The organism is Wolbachia endosymbiont (group B) of Scrobipalpa ocellatella (genome assembly GCF_964188425.1).
GTDB lineage: Bacteria > Pseudomonadota > Alphaproteobacteria > Rickettsiales > Anaplasmataceae > Wolbachia.
The window spans coordinates 1,379,027-1,402,467 of the sequence record NZ_OZ077190.1 but is presented as its reverse complement, the minus strand read 5'-3'; the positions used below and the strand labels follow the sequence as shown (position 1 = coordinate 1,402,467).

Here is a 23,441-nt window from a genome sequence, read left to right as displayed (position 1 = left end):
ACTTAGCAATTTAAGAAATCGAAATACCTAATCTAAAAAATTTTTGCTTATATTACTTATTCATATTAATGCAGTATTAGTAAATATATTGTATAGAAAAACTACAAAAGTCATCCAGATGAAAATATTTATTTTGAAAACTGATAATATGATTTATAATGACTGACACAAGTTTTAAATATTATGCTCAAGAAATTAGCTTGGTATTGGTCTTCTGTAGAGTTAATTAAAGGGTTTGTTATTACATTAAAATATATGTTCAAACCAAAGGTTACTTTGAGGTATCCTATGGAGAAGGGCCCTTTAAGTCCAAGGTTTCGTGGTGAGCATGCGCTGCGTAGGTATCCAAATGGTGAAGAACGATGCATAGCTTGTAAGTTATGCGAAGTTATCTGCCCTGCTCAAGCAATAGTTATTGAAGCAGAGGAAAGAGAAGACGGTAGTCGCCGCACCACACGCTATGATATTGACATGACAAAATGCATATATTGCGGACTTTGCCAAGAAGCATGTCCAGTTGATGCAATTGTGGAGGGTCCTAACTTTGAATTTGCTACTGAAACAAGAGAGGAGCTAATGTACAATAAAGAAAAGCTATTGCGTAATGGTGAAGTTTGGGAAGAAGCAATTGCACTCAGGTTAAAAAAGAATAGGCCGTATTATTAACTAGGTATGTCAACAATTAAAATTTCTTACAGCAAGTATGTAATAGATCTCTTGTACAACTGTTATTTAACTGAAAGATCAGTAGCTCACCTTTTGGTGTCATTCCAGCGCGTGGCGCTGGAATCTAGAAAAGAAAGAAACATGGATCCCAGTGTCAAGCACTGGGATGATAAAAGGTCTAATGAATGATAAAAGTTACCTTTTTAGCCGAACAAAAAGTAAAAGAATACAGTGGTAGAGTCACTGGCTTTGATATATTACAACCGGATGCTTTGAGAGAAGCAATTGCCTTTAAGGTAAATGGTGAGTTGTATGATCTCTCACGTGAAATTGAATCTGATACAGAGATAGAGGTAATACAACTGAGTGACGAAGCGGGTTTAGATATAATAAGGCATGATGCTGCTCATATAATGGCGCAGGCAGTAAAAGAGCTCTTTCCTAATACTCAGATTACTATCGGGCCAACAATTCAAGATGGTTTCTACTATGATTTTGCTACAGATCGTACCTTTACCACGGACGATCTTGCTGCAATAGAAAAAAAAATGAAGGAAATTATAAAAAGTAACCACAGATTCGTCCGAGAAGTTTGGACTCGTAAGCAGGCAATTGATTTCTTTAGTGATATAGGTGAAAGATACAAGGTTGATATTGTCTCATCAATACCAGAAAACGAAAACCTAACTGTTTATAAACAAGGCAACTTTGTAGACCTATGTCGTGGTCCGCACTCACCATCAACTGGCAGAGTTAAAGCGTTTAAACTTATGAAAGTAGCAGGTGCATACTGGCGTGGCGATTCTAAGGGCCCAATGTTGCAAAGAATATATGGCACCGCGTGGAGAAATAAGGATGAATTAAATACTTATCTTAAACGTCTGGAGGAAGCAGAAAAACGCGACCACCGCAAAATTGCTAAGGATATGGACTTATTTCACATTCAAGAGGAAGCTGTTGGGCAGATTTTTTGGCATGAACAGGGATATACTTTATATAATGTTCTTGAGTCTTACATCAGAAAAAAGTTAATGAACAATGGCTACTTTGAGGTGAAAACCCCTATTTTAGTAAGCAAAGAGCTGTGGGAAAAATCGGGACATTGGGATAAGTTTCGTGAAAATATGTTCATTATTGATGAATCTGAAAGTAAAAAGCTAGCAATAAAACCCATGAATTGCCCTTGTCATGTGCAGATTTTTAATTCTCACATCAGAAGCTATCGTGATTTACCGATACGTATGGCAGAGTTTGGCACATGCCATAGAAATGAAAGCTCAGGCTCATTGCATGGACTGATGCGAGTGCGTGGTTTTACGCAAGACGATGCACATATTTTTTGTATGGAAAAACAAGTGAATTCTGAAACTGTAAAGTTTTGTGACCTTTTAAAAGAAGTATATTCAGAACTTGGGTTCAATGAAATTTCTGTGAAATTTTCAGACCGTCCAGATACTAGATCAGGTAATGATGAAGTGTGGGATAGAGCTGAAAGAGCACTGCTTGAAGCAGTTAAAGAAGCAGGGCTTAGTTATGAACTTAATCCTGGTGAAGGTGCATTTTATGGTCCAAAGTTAGAGTTTATTTTGAAAGATGCAATAGGTAGAAATTGGCAATGTGGAACGTTGCAAGTTGATTTTATTTTACCGGAGCGGCTTGGAGCTTTTTATATAGGAACAGACGGGCACAAGCATCACCCTGTCATGTTACATAGGGCAATTCTTGGAACTTTTGAGCGTTTTATTGGAATTTTAATAGAAAATTATGCAGGAAAATTTCCAGTTTGGCTTGCTCCAACACAGCTTGCTATTCTGACCATTACAAATGAGTCTGACGGTTATGCTACAGAAATCAGCAACGTTTTAAAAGAACAAGGTGTGAGAATCAAAACTGATTTGACCAATGAAAAAATTAGCTATAAGATACGTTTGCATAGTTCAAGTAAGGTACCTATATTATGGATCATAGGCAAAAATGAAGTTACAAATAAAACTGTGTCAGTGAGAAATTTAGGATCGGAAAAACAGGAGTCTTTTTCTTTGGAGAATGCTACTGAATTGCTGTTAAAGATTATTAATTTGAATTAATGGAGCTAAAATTTGCAAGTCAAAAAGAACAATAAAAACAGAATTAATGAACTCATCACAGCTAAGGAGGTACGCTTAGTTGATCATAGTGGTGAAATGGTCGGAATTGTTCCAATAGAAAAAGCTTTGGAAGTTGCACAAAGTGTTAATTTAGACTTGGTAGAAATCGCACCTGATTCAACTCCTCCAGTATGTAAAATTCTGGACTATAGCAAACAAAAGTATGATATAAAAAAGAAGGCAAGTGAAGCAAAAAAGAAACAAAAAACATTAACTATAAAAGAAATTAAACTGGGTCCTAATATTGGTGATCACGACTACGAAACAAAATTGCGTCAAGCAAGGGATTTTCTTGTGCATGGACATAGAATTAAAGTCACAATGAGATTTAGAGGGAGAGAGCTTGTAAACACTGAAGTTGGACTGAAAAAATTAGAACGGCTAATTAGAGACGCTGAAGATATTGCAAAAGTAGAATTAGCACCTAAAAGGGAAGGAAATCAATATTCTTTAACTTTAGCTGCTAAGTAGTAAAATCATTTAAAAGTATAAGTTAAGTTACTATCCTCTCTTCAATTATATGACGAAAATGTCTGATTAATCCTTGAACTGGCCAAGCTGCAGCATCGCCAAGTGCACAAATTGTATGCCCTTCTATTTGAGTTGTAAGGTCAAGTAGCTTATCTACTTCACCAGGTTTAATATTTCCTGCTACCATTCTTCTCATAATCCTCCACATCCATCCAGTGCCTTCACGGCATGGTGTACATTGTCCGCAGGACTCATGCATATAGAAATGTGATAATCTTTCTATTGCAGCTATTATGTCAGTTGATTTATCCATCACTATTACAGCAGCAGTACCAAGCCCTGATTGTGCAGCCCTTAATGAATCAAAATCCATTTCAATAGTATCACATATAGATTTTGGAATTAGTGGGACTGAAGACCCACCAGGTATTACAGCAAGTAAATTATCCCAACCTCCTCTCACTCCACCTGCGTATTTTTCAATTAATTCACGCAGTGAAATTCCGAGCTCTTCTTCAACATTACATGGATTATTTACATGCCCTGAAATGCAAAAGACCTTAGTGCCAGTATTATTTGGTTTACCAAGAGATGCAAACCACTCTCCTCCGCGATTTAGAATATCTGGAACCATGGCTATAGTTTCAACATTGTTTATTGTAGTTGGACAACCAAAAAGTCCAACACCTGCAGGAAATGGAGGTTTCATGCGAGGAAAGCCCTTTTTTCCTTCAATGGATTCGAGTTGAGCTGTTTCTTCCCCACATATGTAAGCTCCTGCACCCCTATGGATAAACACATCAAGATCATAACCTGATTTGCAGGCATTTTTTCCAATTAAGTTTTCTTTATAGGCTTCCTCAAGTGCCTTTTTTAGAACTAAATATTCATTATAAAATTCACCCCTGATATAAATATATGCAACTGATGCGCTGATCGCTCTGCCAGCTAGAAGAATTCCCTCAAGTAACTTATGTGGCTCATATCGTAATATATCTCTATCTTTACACGTACCAGGTTCTGACTCATCTGCATTGACTACTAAATACGCTTTTAAAGGATTTTTAGGCATAAAGCTCCACTTAAGGCCAGTAGAAAATCCTGCACCCCCTCGACCTCTCAAGCCAGATTTCTTTACTTCATCAATGATTTTTTCTGATCCTAAATCCAGTAATTCCTTTGTTTTTTGCCAACTACCACGTTTTTTTGCACCTTCAAGTAGTGGTGTTTCTTTACCATTTAAGTTTATGAATATTTTATCCTGTTCTTTTAGCATGCTTTTAAGATTCTAAGTGATCCCGACGCGATTCGAACGCGTGACCCACTGATTAAAAGTCAGTTGCTCTACCGGCTGAGCTACGGGATCATTTTATTTTTCAGCTACACTAAACAGTAATATAGTTTTTATCCGTTTTAATCAAACTAAAATTTTCATGTGTGGTTAAATAAATTACATAATGTACTGCATTAGTGATAATTTAATTAAAAATTTTTGAAGGAAAACTTCTTGTTAATTCAAAGATTCATTTTGGTAAAGCTGACGTACAACTCTAAAAAGATAGAGAATTATACATAAATGCAGAATTTGTGCACTATTTAGCAATAGCCTCACAAATAAATATTTCTTGCATTTCAGCGTGAGTGATTTATGCTTTAAGCAAGAATTGGGGGCATAGCTCAGCTGGTAGAGCATCTGTTTTGCACGCAGAAGGTCAGCGGTTCGATCCCGCTTGCCTCCACCAATATAGGTTCTAGCGTATCATAAAGTCAGCTTATTTTAATCTAGGAGTGTTTTATACTAGTTTCCTAAAAAATCCCTCTTTCTGTAACTTTTCTTTATGCAAGTAATGTGTGTTATTATAATTCTGATATATACTAACTTAACAATAAATTAATCAATAAATGTTAGAATAGCTATAATTAAATTGATTTGGTAATACCTATGAGTGGAAAAAAACATGTTTTTAAAATGGTGCCTGGAGAGAAGTTATCAAACAACACTTTTTCTTACATCTCTTGGCCTGACTTTGATCGTTTACAATCTGTTAAAAAAGTTAAGCTTATATCACTGGAAAAAGGAGATGAAGTGATAGAATTACCCATAGTATTCTGCACCTTCTCAGCGGATTTTACAGATTGCGTAAGGGAAGAGAAAAATATTCTAACAAATCAAGTCATAGCAAATAAATACGTTGATTTCAGAACAAGTAGTTATGCATTTGTATATTATGATGATGTATTAGTAAAACTATCAATGAAATTACCTTGTGTTTTAACCAAAGATTGCATAGATCAGTTCCTAACAGTTGTTAAATCTGAGATATTGGAATACAACTATTTAACATTGGAAGAGTCAGATACTAGCGATAATAAATATTATTTCTCAGATGATCAAGGAAATATTATTGACTCACCTGACAATGATAGCCTCCAATATCTTGCACAGGACGCCAAGAAAGAAGTAATAGAAATAACAAAAGATATATTACCTAAAATATCAGAGAATATAATACTATCAAAGGCATTTGTCGAAATTTTTGTTGAGAAACTAACGGAAAGTCAATTAAAGACTTTTGCCAATTCTCTTAGTAACGAGCAACTGCAAGTTCTTGCACAAAATCTAACAGATGGGCAGCTGCAAAAAATAATTCCTGAACTAAATTCAAACCAGTTGCAGGCTTTAGCAGAGAACTTAACAGACAACCAATTCCTAGCTTTAGTGGATCATCTAACCAATCATCAATTACAAGCCCTTACTCACACATTGGATTCAAAAAAGTTAGGAATAATAGTCCCCTTATTAAATAAGGATCAGGTTGCAAACTTAGTAAAAGACTTTAACCTAGATCAAGTAAAAGAAATTTTCCCTCACTTGAAAATGGATCAGTTTCAGGAAGTTATTAATACAATGAGCAATGATCAGTTTGTAGAATTAATAAAAGATGCAGATGAGAAAGCTTTCAACACTCTTTTACATCAAGCATTAAAAGATCGACTTCCAACTCTAGTAAAAATGTTAGAAGGAGATAGGTTACATAATTTAATTAATAAACTAGACCACGATAAACTTGCAATAGTAGCTCGAGATTTAACTGATTCTAATAAGATTCAGATTATCATTAAGTCTTTAGCTGACAACCCAGACAAACTTCAAGCTTTTGCTCATAGTATGTCTAATGAGCAGTTTAAAGAACTTTTGGATAACGTAGATGCAGAAGAGCTTAAAGACATCATTCACAAACTGCCTCACGAGAAAGTCATGTCTGTGATTGGTGATCTTAGCAGTAAAGATCAGTCCAATGCTATTATTGATGCATTGAAAGAGAAACTTGAAGAACAGAATAAACATAACGAGGAAATCAAGGAGATGCTCAAGCAAATCAAGGATGATATGCCAGAAATTGGACAGGCCCCAGACTTCACAATAGTAGACATTAATAATGACTCACTGTTATTTGTATAGTAGTGATTTATAAAGATAAGTAGTTTTTTTATAGGAGGTAACTATTATGAGTAAAAGTACAAAATTATATTCTAGTGAAGGAGTTGAATTAAATAGTACATTACAACTTCAGAAGCCGGCGTTTAATAAACCAGATTTTGTAACACCAGAAATAAAGAAGATTACTACTAAAAGCAAACCGGATGGGATTGATATAACCAAGGTCATGAAAGAAGAAGAGATTAATGCTATACCGGCAATCACGATAAGCGTTAAGAATCTTAAAAATTTTTATGATGGTCTGATGAAAAGTATTAATAAATATAACGGCGATATAAGTGAGGCGATTACAAATGGCGTAGTAACACCACTGTCATTAACTATAGAAAACATAGGCGCAAAGACAAGCGAGATAGACGATAAACTTAAAGATCTTCAGACTAGACTTGATGATATACCAGAGATTGGAGGAGCTCCTGCATTTACTGGCGAAGAGAACGGATTGCTTTAATAAAAAAGGTAGCAGCTTGCTAGCAGGCTGTTACCTCTTTTCACATACCATTTCAATGTAGCTGAGTTGATTTTAAAATTTTATAGGAGTTAGCATGAATAATAGTAAACAAGAAAGCGAAAATAACTTTGAAGCAATAAACCAAATGAGCGATTTCAACTTTAAAGAAATAGACAATATAGAAGTTGAAGTTAAGCCCACAAACTTTGAGGACATTGAAGATAAAATTGCAACAATTCATTACGTCTATCAAGTTATGGATAAGTTAGTCTGCGATTTAAACGAGAAGTTTGTTTCGGGCTTGCGTGTCTCAATTATGGAGAACATAGCACAACTTAGAGGAGAGTTTATTGATATGAACCAACACTTGGCCGAAGGTTTATCTCATTTGAATAAGTTAATTCAGCAGGATGGATTTATTGATAATAATCAAAACTATAGAACATGGGCAGAAGAACTTGATCACCTAAGGGGCGAAGTTGAAGGATTAAAAGCAGCAATAATTGACCATAATGACGTAGAATGGGAAGCACCAACTCACTCTGATATATTGTGGTAGTTAGGAAAGTAACAGCTTGCTAGCAGGCTGTTGCTTTCTTTCACATACCATTTCAATACAACTGAATTAGGAAATCTATTTTAGGACTTTCGGCTTATAGTTCTCATCATGTTTTGCAAACACCGTATCTGCAAGAAAGGTACCATTATCAAACATTTTACCTTGTACAACAACACCACTTTTTTCTGAAAACATTGGTGGAAGTATTCCCTGATATTTCACCATAACGCTCTTATTAAAATCTGTCATCTGAAAAATTACTTCGCTTTCGCTCCGTATCACGCTATTTTCAACAATCATTCCACCAACACGGATTGGCTTTTGATTATTTGGTAAAACTATTGCCTCACTTACTGTATAGAAAAATGAGATATTTTCTTTGAGCGTTGTTAAAATAAAAAAAACTGCACAACTTAAAAAGCAGAAAATTCCTGAAGTTATAAGTAATCGCTTATGTTTCTTCTTCATTATTATCTTTCAGGCTTTCTAGAATTTTTTTACTTTTAGTATAGCAAGAAACGGTAAAAATCAAATTTCCACCAATCAGTATGAAACTAATAAGGTAAGCAAAAATTACATATGTATTCATAATGCACTGCCAATAAATAACTCACCTGCATCAAAATAAATTAAGCTTCCATCCTTTTGCTGCAACACCAATTTACCACTTTTATCTATATCAGCAAAAATTCCTTCATACAATTTGTCAGCTAACTTTACACTGATTTGCTCATTCATTTTGAATGCTTTTTTTAACCACATTTCTCTTATAGCATAAAACCCATCAAATAGCCATTGCTTTCTTAGCTTATTAAAATTTATTATTAATTCCTTTAACAGATCCATGTTAGACACAGATTCACCGTAATTGCTAATGCACGTTGTGCCTGGAAGTGGCGCATGATTGACATTAATTCCAATTCCTATAATGAGCCAATTTGAATTGGATTTTTTTTCAACCAATATTCCGCTTATTTTCTTGCCATCGATTAGAATGTCATTTGGCCATTTATGTTGAAGATTGAGATCGTTTATGAATTGATCTCTTGTCATCCCAGTGCTTTGACACTGGGATCCAGAAGAAAAAGTATGGATTCCAGTGTCACGCACTGGAATGACACCGCAGTGGGTTTGATTATTCAAGAAATTTAACGATAATAAAGTATTTCCAACAGCAAGAGCAGTCACAAAAGTCAATTCTGTCAATTTGCTGACATCCTTTTCTTGGTTAATTATCAAACTCGCATAGAGATTACCCTCTGGAGAAATCCAGCTTTTTCCAGTGCGTCCCCTGCCTTCTGTTTGTTTATCAGCAATAATGACAGTTTCATTTGATATCCCTTTCTCAATTAAACCCAATGCTTCTTTATTAGTACTTGGAACTTCTTTGTAATGATAAATACGAAAACCTTCAAGGATCACCTTGTCAGCCCTTTAGTTTAATGAGTGAGTCAAGATCTTCTACATACAAGAAAAGAACGAGATTGATCAGTGAAGCCACTGAAGTGATAATGAATAGACTCTTAGAATAAGCAACCTTATTACCACTAGCTTTATCAAAATACATAACTTTCATGATATTTAAATAATAGTAGCATGATATCACACTCGATATTACAAGGATCAAAGACAGGCTGATAAAGCCAGAATTTATTAAACTTTTGAATATAAAAAATTTAGCGATAAAACCTGCAAGTGGAGGTATTCCCGACATCGAGAGTAATAGTATAGAAAGATGGAATGCTAAAATTGGTTGCTTTTTTCCTATACCAGATAAATTTGCAATATCACAATCATCATCGTCAATTTGTACGAGATATGAGAATAGCCCTATGCTTGTGATGATATATATCACCAGATACATTAAGGCACTATCTGTTCCTGCTTGTGTAAAAATAGAAAGTGAAGCAAATATAAAACCAATGTGACCAATTGAACTGTAAGCAAGCAGCCTTTTTAAGTTTTGCTGACGCAAAGCCCCAAAAGCTGAGATAAGCACAGACAATGCTGAAACGTATAAGAAAATAGGCTGAACATAACTTTTTACATTTACTAACTCTTCATTCATCAATCGAATTAAAAATGTTACAAGTGCAGCTTTTGGGGCCGTAGAAAAAAACGCAGTTACTATGGTAGGTGCACCTTGATAAACATCTGGAGCCCACATATGAAAAGGAACAATAGCAAGCTTGAAACACAAACCAATTAGAACAAAGACTAACCCAAAGACTATTCCATAAGTTATCTGATGGTTTTGCAAGAATGAACCGAGCTCAGAGAAATTGACTTGTCCTGTATATCCATAAAGCAGCGACATTCCATATAGCATAATGCAGGAAGATAGTGCACTGAGTGTAAAATATTTCACTCCCGCTTCACATGAATAAATCGAATCTTTATTAAAGCTCGCAAGAACATACAAAGATATACTCATCAACTCAAAAGCTAAATAAAAAGAGATCAGACTATTTGCTGAAACCAAAGTTATCATGCCAAACAGTGCAAAAAGAATCAGTATTGAAAATTCATATTTATAGTCATATTTTGATAAATTCAGCATCAAAAGTATTAAAATTCCTGTGCTGAGAATTAACCCTTGGGCTGACCTGATGTATAAATTGAGTTTTAACAACGAATTAAAGAGAAAAATTTCATTGTTTTCTGCCGAAAGAATTAAAATAATTAAAGTTACCACTGTGCAGCCAAGTGCTAATAAGTTGATAGTTCTGCGGTTAAATATAATCCCAAGCAGTAGCAACACTAACGAGGAGATAATAGAGAACATTTCCGGCAATATCTGTATATAATTCATAGCGCATTATATTTGACTAACAAATTTGCCATACATGGCTTCAAATAATTCAGTGCAAGGGTTGGGTAAAATCCAAGCAAAATAACAAACACTGCAAGCAGAATTAAGACAGAAAATTCTATGCTATCCAAACGGTTATTTAATAATTTAGAATAGCTAACCCCCCATATTATTTGCTTACATAAATTCAGCATATAAACTGCGCTTAAAATAGTGCCAAGTGCGATAAATCCTGTAAAAAACCCTATGCTCTTAAACATCCCAACCATAGCCAAAAACTCACCTGCGAACCCAGATGTTCCAGGTAGCCCTATTGAAGCCATTGAAAATAAAATGAACATAAAACCAAATTTTGGCATTGTGTTTACTATGCCAAAATATTTTGCAATCTCCAAAGTTCCAGTTCGAGTATATAGCATTCCAACACATAAAAATAAAGCAGCAGAAATAAGGCCATGACTAATCATTTGAAATATGCTACCCAGTACTCCTTCCTCACAAAATGAAAAGAGGCCAGCAGTAACGATCCCCATATGTGCTATTGAAGAATAAGCTATTAACTTCTTTATATCATCTTGAGCAAACGCAACTAGAGAAGCATATATCACCGCAATAATGCTCAGCACAACAACGAAATTTGAAAAATACAAACTTGCCTGAGGAAGCATTGGAATAGAAAACCTTAAAAATCCATATCCCCCCATTTTAATAAGCAAGCCAGCTAAAATCACAGATCCAGAAGTTGGTGATTGCACATGCGCATCAGGAAGCCAAGTGTGAAATGGAAACATAGGTACTTTTATTGCAAAAGAAATAAAAAATGTAATCCACAGCAATGACTGCACTTCAAGATCAAGGCTTGGCACTAATGTAGCTAATTTTTGTATATTAAACGTCCCAAAAGTACTATAGATATACACCAATCCAAGCAGAAATAATAATGAGCCAGTTAATGTATAAAGAAATAACTTAAACGTCGCATATATCCTTTGCTTCCCTCCCCAAATGCCAATAATAAAGAACATTGGTATTAAAACAGCTTCAAAAAACACATAAAAGCTTATAGCATTCAGTGAAACGAAAAAACCGACTACAAAACTCTCAAGCAGTAGAAATAATGCCATATAGCCTTTTAGGGTCGTATAACTCATTTTGCAGTTATAGAGTATACAAATTACAAACAAGAAAGTTGTAAGCAGAAGGAAAAGCAACGATATACCATCTATCCCTATTCCTACATTCTTGATTGGATAGCTGACAAACTGAAAGTCCGCATTGTTATAATCAAATTCTATACAAGCTACAATGCTAAGCAAAAATGGAAGTATAGCAAAAAATAGGGCAAGGAATTTTAGGTGTATAGATTGATGATTAATCCTGATCGAGGATAAAATCAACGCTCCTATCAGTGGAAGCAAGAATATACTAAGTAACAACACCTTCTATTTAATTCCAATAATATATAAAGCACCGATTATTAAAGTAACAAACATAATAAATGCATAATCAAATATATAACCAGTTTGTAACTTTATAGAACTTTTTGAACATTCATTAACCAACCTTACAACACCATTTGGTCCAAATGAATCAATAGCCTTAACATCAAACTTCCATAGAAGCCTAGATATAAACCTTATCGGTGCAATTATAACAAACTCATACACCTCATCAAAGTACCATTTATTCTGCAAAAACTTAAGTAAAAATTTACTCTTAATTTGCCTAATTACTTGATATTGGTAAATTAGGCACGCAAGTGCTATTCCACTTAGGCTTGCTAAGGTTGGCAGTAGTTTTATAAAGAAATTATGAACTCCATGCTCATCAATCATCACTAAACTTGATTTCCAAAACGCATTACTAGTTATGTTCAAAATATTTGCTCCCCATATTCCAGAAAATACTGATCCAAAAGCGAGTATCAGTAATGGTATAAGCATAATCTTTGGTGCCTCATGTATATTAATTTTACTTTGTTTTTGGCTGTGGAACACAAGAAGCAATAACCTCCAAGAGTAAAACGCTGTGAAGAATGCAACAACTAAGCTTATTACAAAAGCAAAGCTATCCGTGCTATAAGCATGTTCAATTATCAAATCCTTTGAGTAAAAACCTGCAAATGGAAATATTCCAGAAAGCGCAAGAGATCCAATCCACATGAGAGTATAAGTGCAAGGGATTTTCTTCCAGCAATTTCCCATTTTCTGAATGTTTTGCTCATGATGCATTGCATGAATCACATTGCCAGCACCAAGAAATAGTAGAGCTTTAAAAAAAGCGTGTGTCATTAAATGAAAAATAGCAACATTGTAAGCAGAAAGCCCACATGCCATGAACATATAACCAAGTTGACTGCAGGTTGAATAAGCAATTATTTTTTTTATATCGTTCTGAGTAATCGCAACCGTAGCTGCAAAGAAAGCAGTAAGTGCCCCAACAATAACTATTAATTCTCGTGCCACATTTGATAGCTCAAATAATGGAGAACATTTTGCTACTAAAAATATACCTGCTGTTACCATCGTTGCTGCGTGAATGAGTGCAGAAACAGGGGTTGGCCCTTCCATTGCATCTGGCAACCAAACATGTAAACCAAGCTGTGCAGATTTACCCATACAGCCAATAAAAAGTAATATGCATATTATATGAGTTACTTTGAATTCACAGCAGAATGCCCTAATGTTCTGCGTGCCAAGAAGATCAGTTGTGTCAAAAACTTCAGTAAAATTCAAAGAGTGAAATGTATAATAAATAAGAAAGGTTCCAATCAATAGTGCAAAGTCTCCTACCCTATTCACAACAAATGCTTTAATTGCTGCATTATTTGCAGAATATTTTTGGAACCAAAATCCTATGAGTAAATAAGAACATAGGCCAACCCCTTCCCAGCCAAAAAAAAGCTGCACGAAATTATCGCTTACAACCAGCACAATCATGCAAAACGTAAATAGCGATAGGTAAGAAAAAAACCTCGACTTCCCCTTATCATGCTCCATATAACCGATAGAGTAGAGATGTACTACCAGTGAAACGGTGGTAATAACAATAAGCATTAAGGATGAGAGAGCATCCACACTAATTGCCCAATTTACTTTTAATACACTTAATGAAAATAAAGGAAATAAACTCAAGTGATAATTTTCAGAGAAGGTGAGAAAAACATACCAAGATAAAACTGCAGATATTCCAATCCCTGCCGTTGTAACTAACTGACTAAAAACACCTCTTCTAAAAAGTGCTGCAAACAGCGAACCAAAGAGTGGCAAAAATACTATTAATTTCAGTATATCCATCATTCTTTCATTAAATTTGCTTGTTCAACATCTATATTGCCACGGCTTCTATAATATACAACCAATATTGCAAGCCCAACTCCTGACTCTGCTGCCGCAACAGTCAACACAAACATCACAAAAATTTGCCCAACTATATCATTCATAAAGGCAGAAAAAGCAACTAAGTTGATATTAATTGCCAGCAATAATATTTCTATTGATAACAATATATTGATTATGCTCTTACGGTTGATGAAAATACCGCACACTCCAATAGTGAACAAAACAGCAGCAACTATCAAAAAGTGATTTAATCCTATTTCCATTCTACTCCTTTTCCAAATTTAGCCTTAACTAATTTTACAGATGAAGATTGTGTCAATTGCTTTAATACATTCTGTTTTTTAACTCCTTTTTTCTTGTCCTGCAAAGTAAGAGCAATTGCACCGACAATTGCAACAAGCAGCAGAATACCAGAAAGATGAAAAGCGTACATGTAGTCGGTATACAGCAAATTACCAATAGCTTTCACATTATTGGTATTATAGTTTATAACATTGCTTATATTCGGTGCTGAGCTGCGGATTACAAAGCTGATGACTAGAAAAAACACAACACACAACATAGCACCAAGAGTGCAATGCTTTGCAAAACCCTGGCGCAACCTTATGTAGTCAATATCGAGCATCATAACTACAAAGAGGAACAACACCGCAACCGCACCGATGTATACTATCATCACCATCATAGCAATGAACTCAGCTCCAAGGAGAATGAAAAGAACTACAGAGTTAACGAAGGTGAAAATTAAAAATAATACTGCATGCACAGGATTTCTTACACTAATTACGCATACAGCAGATAAAATGCTGAGAATTGCAAAAAAATAAAAGAAAAAAGGCATCGATACTTTAACTGCAACAATAGTTACTAACTTAAGGTAATTGTTGCTGTAAAGTCAATACTATATTAAAGATTTGAAAATATCGTACTACAAGCTTCAACTCCTCAGTAATGCAATAAACACTCTTGACAATCTTGATTTATTAATATATAATGTATGTATATTAATAGTCAGCGGTAGCTCAAAATGTACAACATATTTGGTTACTTCAAAAGCAACAATAGTTCTAACGCACAAAATAGCAGATTAAATGGAGAAGGTTATCAATACACCACAAGAGACTATATGACAATTTACTTTAATAACACATTAGCAAGTTTCAGTAGATCATTGATAGAATTTAAAGAAAAAGCATATGGTTTTATATATGATATTGGAGCTTGGTTGAAAGCAACATATGAAAATTTCACTGAACGAGCTGAAATTCATAACTTCTATGTTCCAGAAAAACTTCCTATTAAAGCTGAGGAAATAAAGATGAAGGAACTGAATCGTAAGCCTAAGCCATTTCAAACTCCACCTATTCATCAAACAAGCAGAAGTTTTGATGCCAATATCTCAAATCAAGTTGTTGTTACTCACCATACACTTGAAGCTACCCCAACAAGATAGATCTACGCTTAAATATCTAGTACTTGAATGAGTTGAATGTTATGTTCAATAAGACCTTTACAATATTTGGATCATAGGTTTAACTTTATAAAGTTATAATCTATAGAGCTTCAATGAACGATTATCTCTCACTGTTAAATCCAGAACAGCAATTAGCTGTAACTAACATAAATGGGCCAGTTTTGATACTGGCAGGAGCCGGAACCGGAAAAACAAGAACGATTACTTCAAGAATAGCACACATAATTAGAAACGGTCACGCTTATTCTGATGAGATATTAGCAGTTACATTTACAAATAAAGCAGCAAATGAGATGGTATCAAGGGTACTTGAGCTAACGGGCACAAACATACCATGGCTTGGCACTTTCCATGCAATTGCAGCAAAAATTTTGCGCATGCACGCAGAAATTGTGGGCTTAAACCCCAATTTTACAATCATTGGTGTGGATGACCAATTACAGGTAATAAAAAATATTATCAATGAAATAAATCCTGATTACCTATCAGAAAAATATAAGACCATTATGAATATTATTCAGCAATGGAAAGAGAAGTGCTTATTGCCGTCTGAAGTGGAAGATGTTCAATCATTTAGGCCAGTTTACGTAACTGCACTTAAAGTCTATTACCAGTATCAGGAAAGGTTAAAATTCCTTAACTCTGTTGATTTTGGTGACTTATTGTTATATAACATACAACTTTTTAATAAAAAGACCGAGGTTCTGTCCTACTACCAAAACAAGTTTAAGTATGTCATGGTAGATGAGTATCAAGATACAAATGCAATACAATATCTTTGGCTAAAATACCTTGCAAAAGAGCATTCAAATATTTGCTGTGTAGGAGATGATGACCAGTCGATATACAGTTGGCGTGGTGCAGAAGTTGAAAATATTTTGAAATTTTCCGATGATTTTAAAAATGCAAAAACCGTTAAACTGGAGTGTAACTACAGGTCAACATCCCACATAATTGCAACTGCATCATATGTGATCAATCACAATAAGACTCGCTTAGAAAAAAAATTGTGGACAACAAACATTGAAGGCGAAAAGGTAAATCTAATCAAATTGTGGGACGGAAAGGCTGAAGCAAGGTTCATAAGCGAACAGATATTAAAACTCAATAAATACAGATTTAGTGATATTGCAGTGCTCGTCAGGGCTACTTTTCAAACTAGAGTTCTCGAAGAGTATTTTATAAAATATTCAATTCCCTATAAGATTATAAGTGGCGTAAAATTCTACGAACGTCAAGAAGTAAGGGATATAATTGCATATTTGAGGCTTGTTACAAATAATAATGATGATCTCGCTTTTGAAAGGATCGTAAATCGTCCAAAAAGAAGCATAGGAGCTACAACTCTAAAGAAAATATACACGACTGCTCAGGATAACAAAATTTCTTTTTTTGAGGCAGCAAAAATATTGGTTAATAGTGATCAAGTAACCGAAAGAATTAAACTCTCACTAAATGATTTTTTAAATAAAATTAAAGCTTGGGAAGAAATAGTAAGCGTAAAACCACTGCATGAATTTGTTAAAATCGTAGCAAATCAATCAGGATATATGGAAATGCTTGAGAATGAAGGAGTGACGGGTTTAGCGCGAATAGAAAATGTTAAAGAGCTCATTTCATCTTTGAAGAATTTTGACAGCACTATAACCTTCTTGGAGCATATTAGTTTGGTGATGGAAGTGGATAATATGAATAGCGATGACACTGTATATGTTATGACTCTTCATGCGGCTAAAGGGCTTGAATTCCCGTGCGTGTTTTTACCTGGTTGGGAAGAAGGATTATTTCCTCATCAAAGATCTTTTGAAGATAAAAGTGGTAAAGCTTTGGAAGAAGAGAGAAGACTTGCATATGTTGGCATAACTAGAGCAAAAGAAAGGTTGATCATTTCATGTGCAGATAGGAGGGAAATTAATAATCAGTGGCAACCAATGAGCACTTCTCGATTTATTAAAGAATTGCCAAGAGAAAATGTTGAGGTGATCAAGAATAGTGCCTACTGTTGAAGCTATAACTGCAGCTCTTACGACAAACACATCTGAATTACTTCAATTATATATTTCTCCTGGCAAAAATTCTCTGATGGTCTTAAATAAAATTTTCAGTGAATGATTATCAGACATGTTGTGTTCTGCTGATTTTATTAAGTGTACTTCAACGTCTGTTGACTTAATTTTTTCAGCTAAATTCAATGAAGTTTGATAAGGAACATCTTTATCATTAATGCTATGCAATAAGCGCACAGGACAGTTTATATCTATTGCTTCTCTGTTTAAAAGAAGGTTCTTTCTACCGTCTTCGATCAGATTTTTAGTTATTTTGTATGCACAATGCTCCGAAGTAAAATCTATTACACCTTTAGAACCTAGTTCTTCTTTTTGCTTGCCTGACAATTGCTTGAATATCAAATCTTCAGTAAAATCAGGAGCAGACGATATGCCGATTAATGCTGCAATTTTTTCTGGAAATTGAAGAGCAGTGAGCAGCATCAGCCATCCTCCCATACTTGAACCTATAATTATTTGTTTATTGCTAGTTAATTCACTTATCACTTTAGCACAATTTTTTTGCCAATCACTTATTGTATAATCAGCAAAATCACCGCTTGAATTACCATGGCCAAAATAATCAAAGAGCACAAGTGCTATATCATTTTCTTGGCAAAATTTGTAAACGGCAGTTGCTTTAGTTCCATCCATATTGGATGCAAAACCACTAAAAAAAACTATAGAAGCCTTCTTTCCTTGTAGCTTTCGATATGCTATATGGCCATTACTTCCATCGAGTAATTTACAATAATTCATACTACTTTGGCAAGGCAACCGGACTATCGCTCATCGAACGCAAATAGCTGACTAGATCTGCAATCTCTTGTGGATTGGAAATGCCTGCAAATGCCATACGTGTACCTTTTATGTAGGCTTTTGGATTTTTTAAAAAAGCAAATAACTCCTCATACTCCCATTTCCCACCTTTTTCAAGTAGTGCTTTTGAGTAATTGAATGAGCTGCCAAGATGGGCCTTTTTATTTCCAACCACGTTCCATAAGTTTGGCCCCACTTTATTCATTCCACCTTTCTCAAAACTATGACAAGCTATACATTTTTTTGCTGCTGACTTGCCTTTTTCAAAGCTAGCATTCTGCATGAGCTCTCCAATATCAAGTGCCACTTGTTCAATCTTTTGTTGAGGCTCATTGCTGGCTGCTACTATTGTTTGGTGTTCAATTTTATAATCCTCTGGGTTGTAGAGCATATCAACTACATTACTAACTATCATAATTATTAATCCAGAAAGTAAAATCGATGCTGCAATCTTATTAAGCTCCATAGTTAATTCTTATCAAGTAATGTTACTTAAATTATGCAAATATTTTCGCAAACAGTAAACAATTACCTTTATTTCACCAAAGATAGAAATTTCTATTACTTAGCTAAGTTAGGAGACTGCAATTCTATTTCTATCGGAGTAACTTGTGGTTCAATTACATAATGATCTGGAATAACATATTAAAATAGATTTCCTGCAAACTTGTCTGCAATGATTGAAACTGGAACTACTTCATATAATGTTCGTTTGCTTGACCTAAGATTCAGGAGCATTTAAACTGAATTTTATAAAGTACTAGAAATGATAGGAAATCTAAGAGGAATAGTTGATGAGGTGTGTAGCGATCACATAATCCTGAATGTGAATGATGTTGGCTACATAGTATATCTTTCAGCCAAAACTTTAAGTGCTTGTTCGATTGGAAGTAGAGTAAAATTACTTATCGACACTTATGCAAATAGCAGAGAAAACGTTACTCAGCTATATGGCTTTATAAGTAAAGAAGAACAGCAGTGTCTGCGTTTATTAGTTAAAGTGAGCGGTGTCAGCTATAAAACCGCAATGTCAATTTTGAGCAAATTAACTCCAGAGCAACTGTTTTTGGCAATTATAAATGAGGATAAACTAGCACTTAAGGTGAGTGGACTTGGCCTGAAACTCATAAATCGAATTATTACTGAGCTGAATGGCAAAGTAAGTAAATTAGAGATAAATAACAATCATTTTCACTCAATTAGTGAAGATGCTCTTTCAGCTTTGATCAATCTTGGATATGAAAGAACAAAAGCTTATGATACAATAAAAAAAATAGAAGATGAATCACCAAACTTGGACACTAAAGATATTATTCGTATGGCGCTTAAAACAATATGAAGTCAATATCATGTAGTAAGGAATACTCTGAAGATGTACGTAATTTAAATATCCGGCCTGAGCAACTTGATGATTTTGTCGGGCAAAAAGACTTAATACAAAATTTAAAAGTGTTTATAAATGCTGCACAGACGAGAGCTGAAGCTTTGGATCACGTATTGCTCTATGGTCCTCCAGGGCTTGGTAAAACAACTTTAGCACAAATTGTCTCTAAGGAGTTAAGGGTTAGCTTTCGTGCAACTTCTGGTCCATTGCTTAGTAAAGCTGGGGACTTAGCTGCAGTGCTCACTACTTTAAATGCAAAAGATGTTCTATTTATCGATGAGATCCATAGATTAAATCGTAGCATTGAGGAAGTTTTATATACTGCTATGGAAGATTTTTGCCTAGATATACTAGTAGGTGAGGGCCCATCTACCAGAACTTTAAGAATAGATTTACCACCATTTACACTGATTGGGGCAACAACACGGCTTGGACTGCTTTCTGCACCGCTGAGGGATCGTTTTGGTATTCCCCTGCATCTTGAGTTTTATTCTTTTGAGGAACTGATTGATATTATCAAAAGAGGTGCAAGAGTTCTTTGTGCTGAAATCGAAAAGGATGCTGTGCAGGAAATTGCCTGCCGCGCCCGTGGTACTCCAAGAATTGCTTTGAGATTACTCAGAAGAATAAGAGATTTTGTTGAAGTAAAAGATGATAAAAAAATTACCTGTGAAATTGCCGGTTCTGCACTATCAAAATTGGGTATAGATAAAATGGGACTAAATAAATTAGATATGGATTATCTGAGATTTTTGTTTAACACCTCAGGACCTGTTGGAATTGACACCATATCTATTGCACTATCTGAAGATGTTGGCAATATTGAAGAAACAGTAGAACCTTATTTAATCAAGGTCAGTTTTGTAAAGCGCACACCAAGAGGACGTGTTTTAACTGATCAAGCAAGGGAATATCTCAGCATTAATTCAGTGGTATGCTAGTATTATACTATATTTTATAACATTGTATAGTATTACATTAAACATTATAATATTCTTTTATTATATGATTTGCAGGTGTTTTAGAGGCAAATAAGAAAGTCTTCTGTTATAGTGAATATGTTCTTGAAAAATTACGTAATATATGCTAGGCTGTATATAGTATGAATGTAAAAATATCAATAATTTATTGATATTTTTTAAGATTAATACTTATTAAATACTTCATATTATAAGATTGAGTTATTGTATTTTATAGACTTAAGATAAAATGGTAAAAAGCCTTCTAAACAATTATAGAAACAGTAATTCAATTAATGGAGAAAAAGCAATGAAAAATTTTTTAATCAATAACAACGAAGAGGACGGTAGCTCAATCTACATTAATCGAATCAGAGAGCAAGATCTCTCTGCAGAGCAGAAGCTCAATGAATTAAAAGGATTCATGGAGGAGCTTGCTAGGAAAGCTGAGCTCAAGAGAATAGAGCTTGAGCGTCAGGCTGCGAGTTGCATTGATGAAACATTATCTCAAGTAGAGCTACAGATACAAGATAATGAGGATTACTTTACTGATGATAATCAAGGGGTATTCGCAAATTTCTTTGAATCCCTCTTTAATCTTTTTGAAGTAAATGTAGATCCGAAAGTCTACAAAATGCTCAAGGAGAAGAAAGAGAAAAATCTGCTTCTTTCGATAATTAAGTTTTTGCGTGATAAGCTTAAGGAATTAGTTACAAAGATCTTCAAAAAAGATTTAGATTTAAGTTGGGATAAAAGGCTAGACAAAGAGATAAAAGAATTGCAGGAGAAATTACTCAGCGGTGAGTTATCTCCTGAAGAAGAAATAGCAATACTCGAACGTTTGCAAGCGTTGCAAAATTTAAAATTGAAGCTTCAAACTTTTCTCGTGGGCTCAGTCATTGCAATGTTTGCAGAAATTTTTGCAGTTGATTTAGCAGCAGTAGTAGAGCAAGATGTAACTGAGGAAAAAAGAGACAAAAAAGCAGAAAAAACAGAATCAAAAGAAGTTCGTCAAGAAATAGAAACAAAAGTGAATGAAGTTGCGCCAGTTCACCTCTTTAATTTTTCATCTCAAGTTCCAATGCCAATCACTCTGAATAAGCAAGAACGTGCTATTTTACCAAAGCCTATAGAAAAATTAGTAGACACTCTACCTAAACCTGTTATAAGTCACAAAGATAGTGAAGTACAAAAACTGGAAAAAATGAATAAAGAAAAGAAAGAAGCAAAAGAAGAGAAAACTGAAAAACCAAAATTAGCTGTCTGTCCACCTGCTCCAGAGCGAAAGGAACACAGGAGAGTTAAAAGACAAAAATGTGATAAGGATACAAGGAGAACAAAGAAAAAAGAGCTAAATGGATCTTCCTGCGAGAGAAAGCTTGGTGATCAGCAAAAGTCTAATGCTGCTGTGGAATTGCCAGGAGGATTAACTGATGATGTGAGAGTTGAAAACCATGCTTCTTCAGTCAAAGAGAGAGGTGTGTAAAGGTTCTCTCTTTTTTTTTCATTTCAGACTGGTTTTTTATCTGGATTCCAGCATCAAGTGCTGGAATGACATGGCGGACAAGTAGCTCTCTCTTGTCTTCAAGTGGCCCCTTTGTTGTCATCTCAGTGCCTCCTCTCTTGTCATCCCAGTGCTTGACACTGGGATCCAGGAACTTAGTTTAAAAAAGTTGTCATTTCAGTCTAGGATCCATTTTCTCTTCTAGATTCCAGCGTCACGCGCTGGAATGACATCGTCTTGAATAAAATTTGAATGAAAACCGGTCTGTCATTCAGGTAGCCCTTCATTTTCATTCCAGTGCCTCCTTTGATGTCATCCCATTACCTCCTCTCTTGTCATCCCAGTGCGTGACACTGGGATCCAGAGAACTTAGTTTAAAAGAGTTGTTATTTCAGTTTAGGATCCATTTTCTCTTCTAGATTCCAGACTGGAATGACACCGTCTTGAATGGAAGCCAGTGCCAACGATGCGCCATATTACAATGTTCGTACAGTTGTGTACTCAGACACTGTCATCCAGACACAATTTCATCATATAAATCTTTCCATTCTTGATTTGTTTTTTCAATTAAGTTTATTTTCCATTTTCTCTGCCAGCTTTTTAGGAGTTTTTCTCTACTAATTGCTAAGTTTATCTCTTGAAATTCTTCAAAATAGACTAGTTTACAAACATTGTACTTTGACGTGAAACCAGAGATGGCTTTGCTTTTGTGTTCCCAAATTCGTTTAGTCAAATTTGATGTTATACCTGTATATAGGGTTCCATTGCGTTCACTTGCAAGTATATAAATATAATAACTTTTCATATATAATAAATAAATTTACTAGATTCCAGTGTCAAGCACTGGAATGACATTAAAGGAGCTACTTGATGACACCAAAGAGGCTATTCTTTGATACCAAAGAGGCTACTTGAATGACAAGAGAGGAAGTGCTGGAATGACATTGTCTTGAGTGCATAATGCACCAAAGGTTGTGTACCAAAAAGGTGTCAACCAATTTTAAAAGGCTGTCATGCAAGTGGCCCCTCCGTTGTCATCCAAGTAGCTGACACTGGGATCCAGAAAACTTAGTTTAAAAAAGTTGTCATTCCAGTTTAGGATCCATTTTTCTTCTAGATTCCAGCATCAAGTGCTGGAATGACATGGCGGACAAGTAGCTCTCTCTTGTCATCCCAGTGCGTGACACTGGTTTTTCATCTGGATTCCAGCATCAAGTGCTGGAATGACATGGCGGACAAGTAGCTCTCTCTCTTGTCATCCAAGTAGCTGACACTGGGATCCAGAAAACTTAATTTAAAAAGTTGTT

At 34.9% G+C, this 23,441-nt stretch carries 24 protein-coding genes and 2 tRNA genes; 12 read left to right on the top strand and 14 right to left on the bottom strand.

Annotated elements, in window-relative coordinates:
• The first annotated feature begins 183 nt into the window (after window positions 1–183).
• The 3 genes from nuoI to infC all read left to right on the top strand — a co-directional run bounded on the left by nuoI (window position 184) and on the right by infC (window position 3,284).
• A complete protein-coding gene (nuoI, locus tag AB3210_RS06720; RefSeq protein ID WP_012481971.1) occupies window positions 184–666 on the top strand; it encodes an NADH-quinone oxidoreductase subunit NuoI in 483 nt (160 codons plus the stop codon).
• Window positions 667–851: 185 nt separating this feature from the next.
• The gene (thrS, locus tag AB3210_RS06715; RefSeq protein WP_007302392.1) at window positions 852–2,753 is read left to right on the top strand and encodes a threonine--tRNA ligase; all 1,902 of its coding nucleotides are present in this window, start codon (window positions 852–854) and stop codon (window positions 2,751–2,753) included.
• Between the two features lie 12 nt (window positions 2,754–2,765).
• The gene (gene infC / locus AB3210_RS06710) at window positions 2,766–3,284 is read left to right on the top strand and encodes a translation initiation factor IF-3 (RefSeq protein ID WP_007302391.1); all 519 of its coding nucleotides are present in this window, start codon (window positions 2,766–2,768) and stop codon (window positions 3,282–3,284) included.
• A 22-nt stretch (window positions 3,285–3,306) separates the two neighbouring features.
• Here infC and nuoF read toward each other — a convergent pair whose 3' ends face one another.
• Both nuoF and AB3210_RS06700 read right to left on the bottom strand, forming a co-directional pair.
• Window positions 3,307–4,560 (bottom strand): NADH-quinone oxidoreductase subunit NuoF, encoded by a 1,254-nt coding sequence (gene nuoF / locus AB3210_RS06705; protein ID WP_007302390.1) that lies wholly within the window; start codon window positions 4,558–4,560, stop codon window positions 3,307–3,309.
• Between the two features lie 17 nt (window positions 4,561–4,577).
• Window positions 4,578–4,650, bottom strand: a tRNA-Lys gene (locus tag AB3210_RS06700).
• A gap of 300 nt (window positions 4,651–4,950) precedes the next feature.
• Between AB3210_RS06700 and AB3210_RS06695 the strand changes: the two genes are divergently transcribed.
• The 4 genes from AB3210_RS06695 to AB3210_RS06680 all read left to right on the top strand — a co-directional run bounded on the left by AB3210_RS06695 (window position 4,951) and on the right by AB3210_RS06680 (window position 7,796).
• Window positions 4,951–5,026 (top strand) — tRNA-Ala (locus AB3210_RS06695).
• 200 nt (window positions 5,027–5,226) lie between these two features.
• Window positions 5,227–6,747, top strand: coding sequence for an MgtE intracellular N domain protein (locus AB3210_RS06690; protein WP_230609279.1), 1,521 nt, complete (start codon window positions 5,227–5,229; stop codon window positions 6,745–6,747).
• A 46-nt stretch (window positions 6,748–6,793) separates the two neighbouring features.
• Window positions 6,794–7,237: a hypothetical protein gene (locus AB3210_RS06685; protein ID WP_007302388.1), complete on the top strand. Its 444-nt coding sequence runs from the start codon at window positions 6,794–6,796 to the stop codon at window positions 7,235–7,237.
• 94 nt (window positions 7,238–7,331) lie between these two features.
• A complete protein-coding gene (locus AB3210_RS06680) occupies window positions 7,332–7,796 on the top strand; it encodes a hypothetical protein (RefSeq protein WP_007302387.1) in 465 nt (154 codons plus the stop codon).
• A 75-nt stretch (window positions 7,797–7,871) separates the two neighbouring features.
• On the opposite strand, the gene ccmE is transcribed toward AB3210_RS06680, so the two are convergent.
• The 8 genes from ccmE to AB3210_RS06640 are packed head-to-tail and all read right to left on the bottom strand — an operon-like array spanning window position 7,872 to window position 14,790.
• Window positions 7,872–8,264, bottom strand: coding sequence for a cytochrome c maturation protein CcmE (gene ccmE, locus AB3210_RS06675; RefSeq protein WP_012481969.1), 393 nt, complete (start codon window positions 8,262–8,264; stop codon window positions 7,872–7,874).
• Window positions 8,248–8,385: a hypothetical protein gene (locus AB3210_RS06670; protein ID WP_007302385.1), complete on the bottom strand. Its 138-nt coding sequence runs from the start codon at window positions 8,383–8,385 to the stop codon at window positions 8,248–8,250. The genes ccmE and AB3210_RS06670 overlap by 17 nt, the downstream gene beginning before the upstream one ends.
• Window positions 8,382–9,218, bottom strand: coding sequence for a biotin--[acetyl-CoA-carboxylase] ligase (locus AB3210_RS06665; protein WP_007302384.1), 837 nt, complete (start codon window positions 9,216–9,218; stop codon window positions 8,382–8,384). Before AB3210_RS06665 ends, AB3210_RS06670 begins: the two co-directional genes overlap by 4 nt.
• Before the next feature lie 4 nt (window positions 9,219–9,222).
• Window positions 9,223–10,608, bottom strand: coding sequence for an NADH-quinone oxidoreductase subunit N (locus AB3210_RS06660; protein WP_012481968.1), 1,386 nt, complete (start codon window positions 10,606–10,608; stop codon window positions 9,223–9,225).
• Entirely contained in the window at window positions 10,605–12,047 is a 1,443-nt protein-coding gene (locus tag AB3210_RS06655; RefSeq protein WP_052265007.1) for a NuoM family protein, read from the bottom strand. Before AB3210_RS06655 ends, AB3210_RS06660 begins: the two co-directional genes overlap by 4 nt.
• 3 nt (window positions 12,048–12,050) lie before the next feature.
• Window positions 12,051–13,907: an NADH-quinone oxidoreductase subunit L gene (nuoL, locus tag AB3210_RS06650; protein WP_052265006.1), complete on the bottom strand. Its 1,857-nt coding sequence runs from the start codon at window positions 13,905–13,907 to the stop codon at window positions 12,051–12,053.
• Window positions 13,904–14,212, bottom strand: a complete 309-nt coding sequence (gene nuoK / locus AB3210_RS06645) for an NADH-quinone oxidoreductase subunit NuoK (protein WP_006012916.1) — start codon at window positions 14,210–14,212, stop codon at window positions 13,904–13,906. Before nuoK ends, nuoL begins: the two co-directional genes overlap by 4 nt.
• Complete coding sequence (locus AB3210_RS06640; protein ID WP_052265005.1) at window positions 14,203–14,790, bottom strand: NADH-quinone oxidoreductase subunit J; 588 nt, start codon at window positions 14,788–14,790, stop codon at window positions 14,203–14,205. Before AB3210_RS06640 ends, nuoK begins: the two co-directional genes overlap by 10 nt.
• A gap of 186 nt (window positions 14,791–14,976) precedes the next feature.
• Here AB3210_RS06640 and AB3210_RS06635 point away from each other — a divergent pair, with 186 nt between their 5' ends.
• On the top strand, window positions 14,977–15,402 hold the full coding sequence (locus AB3210_RS06635; RefSeq protein ID WP_052265004.1) for a hypothetical protein: 426 nt from the start codon (window positions 14,977–14,979) through the stop codon (window positions 15,400–15,402).
• Between the two features lie 113 nt (window positions 15,403–15,515).
• The gene (locus AB3210_RS06630; RefSeq protein WP_007302378.1) at window positions 15,516–17,429 is read left to right on the top strand and encodes an ATP-dependent helicase; all 1,914 of its coding nucleotides are present in this window, start codon (window positions 15,516–15,518) and stop codon (window positions 17,427–17,429) included.
• 42 nt (window positions 17,430–17,471) lie between these two features.
• Here AB3210_RS06630 and AB3210_RS06625 read toward each other — a convergent pair whose 3' ends face one another.
• Together AB3210_RS06625 and AB3210_RS06620 are read right to left on the bottom strand one after the other, a co-directional pair.
• Complete coding sequence (locus tag AB3210_RS06625; protein ID WP_007302377.1) at window positions 17,472–18,227, bottom strand: alpha/beta hydrolase; 756 nt, start codon at window positions 18,225–18,227, stop codon at window positions 17,472–17,474.
• 1 nt (window position 18,228) lies between these two features.
• Window positions 18,229–18,753, bottom strand: a complete 525-nt coding sequence (locus tag AB3210_RS06620) for a c-type cytochrome (protein WP_007302376.1) — start codon at window positions 18,751–18,753, stop codon at window positions 18,229–18,231.
• Window positions 18,754–19,053: 300 nt separating this feature from the next.
• On the opposite strand from AB3210_RS06620, the gene ruvA reads away from it, so the two are divergent.
• The 3 genes from ruvA (at window position 19,054) to AB3210_RS06605 (ending at window position 22,116) form a co-directional block, all read left to right on the top strand.
• A complete protein-coding gene (gene ruvA, locus AB3210_RS06615) occupies window positions 19,054–19,626 on the top strand; it encodes a Holliday junction branch migration protein RuvA (RefSeq protein WP_007302375.1) in 573 nt (190 codons plus the stop codon).
• Complete coding sequence (ruvB, locus tag AB3210_RS06610) at window positions 19,623–20,612, top strand: Holliday junction branch migration DNA helicase RuvB (RefSeq protein ID WP_052265003.1); 990 nt, start codon at window positions 19,623–19,625, stop codon at window positions 20,610–20,612. Before ruvA ends, ruvB begins: the two co-directional genes overlap by 4 nt.
• Before the next feature lie 268 nt (window positions 20,613–20,880).
• Window positions 20,881–22,116: a hypothetical protein gene (locus AB3210_RS06605; protein ID WP_265013671.1), complete on the top strand. Its 1,236-nt coding sequence runs from the start codon at window positions 20,881–20,883 to the stop codon at window positions 22,114–22,116.
• Here AB3210_RS06605 and AB3210_RS06600 read toward each other — a convergent pair.
• The gene (locus AB3210_RS06600) at window positions 22,097–22,237 is read right to left on the bottom strand and encodes a hypothetical protein (RefSeq protein WP_180708358.1); all 141 of its coding nucleotides are present in this window, start codon (window positions 22,235–22,237) and stop codon (window positions 22,097–22,099) included. The genes AB3210_RS06605 and AB3210_RS06600 overlap by 20 nt on opposite strands.
• A gap of 408 nt (window positions 22,238–22,645) precedes the next feature.
• The gene (locus AB3210_RS06595) at window positions 22,646–22,939 is read right to left on the bottom strand and encodes a GIY-YIG nuclease family protein (protein WP_139686762.1); all 294 of its coding nucleotides are present in this window, start codon (window positions 22,937–22,939) and stop codon (window positions 22,646–22,648) included.
• Between the last annotated feature and the right edge of the window lie 502 nt (window positions 22,940–23,441).

What these genes read in the sequence shown, in the direction of transcription:
- nuoI (WP_012481971.1), top strand. Translation starts at nt 184, where the DNA reads ATGCTCAAGAAATTAGCTTGGTATTGGTCTTCTGTAGAGTTAATTAAA.
- thrS (WP_007302392.1), top strand. Translation starts at nt 852, where the DNA reads ATGATAAAAGTTACCTTTTTAGCCGAACAAAAAGTAAAAGAATACAGT.
- nuoF (WP_007302390.1), bottom strand. Translation starts at nt 4,560, where the DNA reads ATGCTAAAAGAACAGGATAAAATATTCATAAACTTAAATGGTAAAGAA.
- AB3210_RS06690 (WP_230609279.1), top strand. Translation starts at nt 5,227, where the DNA reads ATGAGTGGAAAAAAACATGTTTTTAAAATGGTGCCTGGAGAGAAGTTA.
- AB3210_RS06685 (WP_007302388.1), top strand. Translation starts at nt 6,794, where the DNA reads ATGAGTAAAAGTACAAAATTATATTCTAGTGAAGGAGTTGAATTAAAT.
- AB3210_RS06680 (WP_007302387.1), top strand. Translation starts at nt 7,332, where the DNA reads ATGAATAATAGTAAACAAGAAAGCGAAAATAACTTTGAAGCAATAAAC.
- ccmE (WP_012481969.1), bottom strand. Translation starts at nt 8,264, where the DNA reads ATGAAGAAGAAACATAAGCGATTACTTATAACTTCAGGAATTTTCTGC.
- AB3210_RS06670 (WP_007302385.1), bottom strand. Translation starts at nt 8,385, where the DNA reads ATGAATACATATGTAATTTTTGCTTACCTTATTAGTTTCATACTGATT.
- AB3210_RS06660 (WP_012481968.1), bottom strand. Translation starts at nt 10,608, where the DNA reads ATGAATTATATACAGATATTGCCGGAAATGTTCTCTATTATCTCCTCG.
- nuoL (WP_052265006.1), bottom strand. Translation starts at nt 13,907, where the DNA reads ATGATGGATATACTGAAATTAATAGTATTTTTGCCACTCTTTGGTTCG.
- nuoK (WP_006012916.1), bottom strand. Translation starts at nt 14,212, where the DNA reads ATGGAAATAGGATTAAATCACTTTTTGATAGTTGCTGCTGTTTTGTTC.
- AB3210_RS06640 (WP_052265005.1), bottom strand. Translation starts at nt 14,790, where the DNA reads ATGCCTTTTTTCTTTTATTTTTTTGCAATTCTCAGCATTTTATCTGCT.
- AB3210_RS06635 (WP_052265004.1), top strand. Translation starts at nt 14,977, where the DNA reads ATGTACAACATATTTGGTTACTTCAAAAGCAACAATAGTTCTAACGCA.
- AB3210_RS06630 (WP_007302378.1), top strand. Translation starts at nt 15,516, where the DNA reads ATGAACGATTATCTCTCACTGTTAAATCCAGAACAGCAATTAGCTGTA.
- AB3210_RS06625 (WP_007302377.1), bottom strand. Translation starts at nt 18,227, where the DNA reads ATGAATTATTGTAAATTACTCGATGGAAGTAATGGCCATATAGCATAT.
- AB3210_RS06620 (WP_007302376.1), bottom strand. Translation starts at nt 18,753, where the DNA reads ATGGAGCTTAATAAGATTGCAGCATCGATTTTACTTTCTGGATTAATA.
- ruvA (WP_007302375.1), top strand. Translation starts at nt 19,054, where the DNA reads ATGATAGGAAATCTAAGAGGAATAGTTGATGAGGTGTGTAGCGATCAC.
- ruvB (WP_052265003.1), top strand. Translation starts at nt 19,623, where the DNA reads ATGAAGTCAATATCATGTAGTAAGGAATACTCTGAAGATGTACGTAAT.
- AB3210_RS06605 (WP_265013671.1), top strand. Translation starts at nt 20,881, where the DNA reads ATGGTAAAAAGCCTTCTAAACAATTATAGAAACAGTAATTCAATTAAT.
- AB3210_RS06600 (WP_180708358.1), bottom strand. Translation starts at nt 22,237, where the DNA reads ATGACAACAAAGGGGCCACTTGAAGACAAGAGAGAGCTACTTGTCCGC.
- AB3210_RS06595 (WP_139686762.1), bottom strand. Translation starts at nt 22,939, where the DNA reads ATGAAAAGTTATTATATTTATATACTTGCAAGTGAACGCAATGGAACC.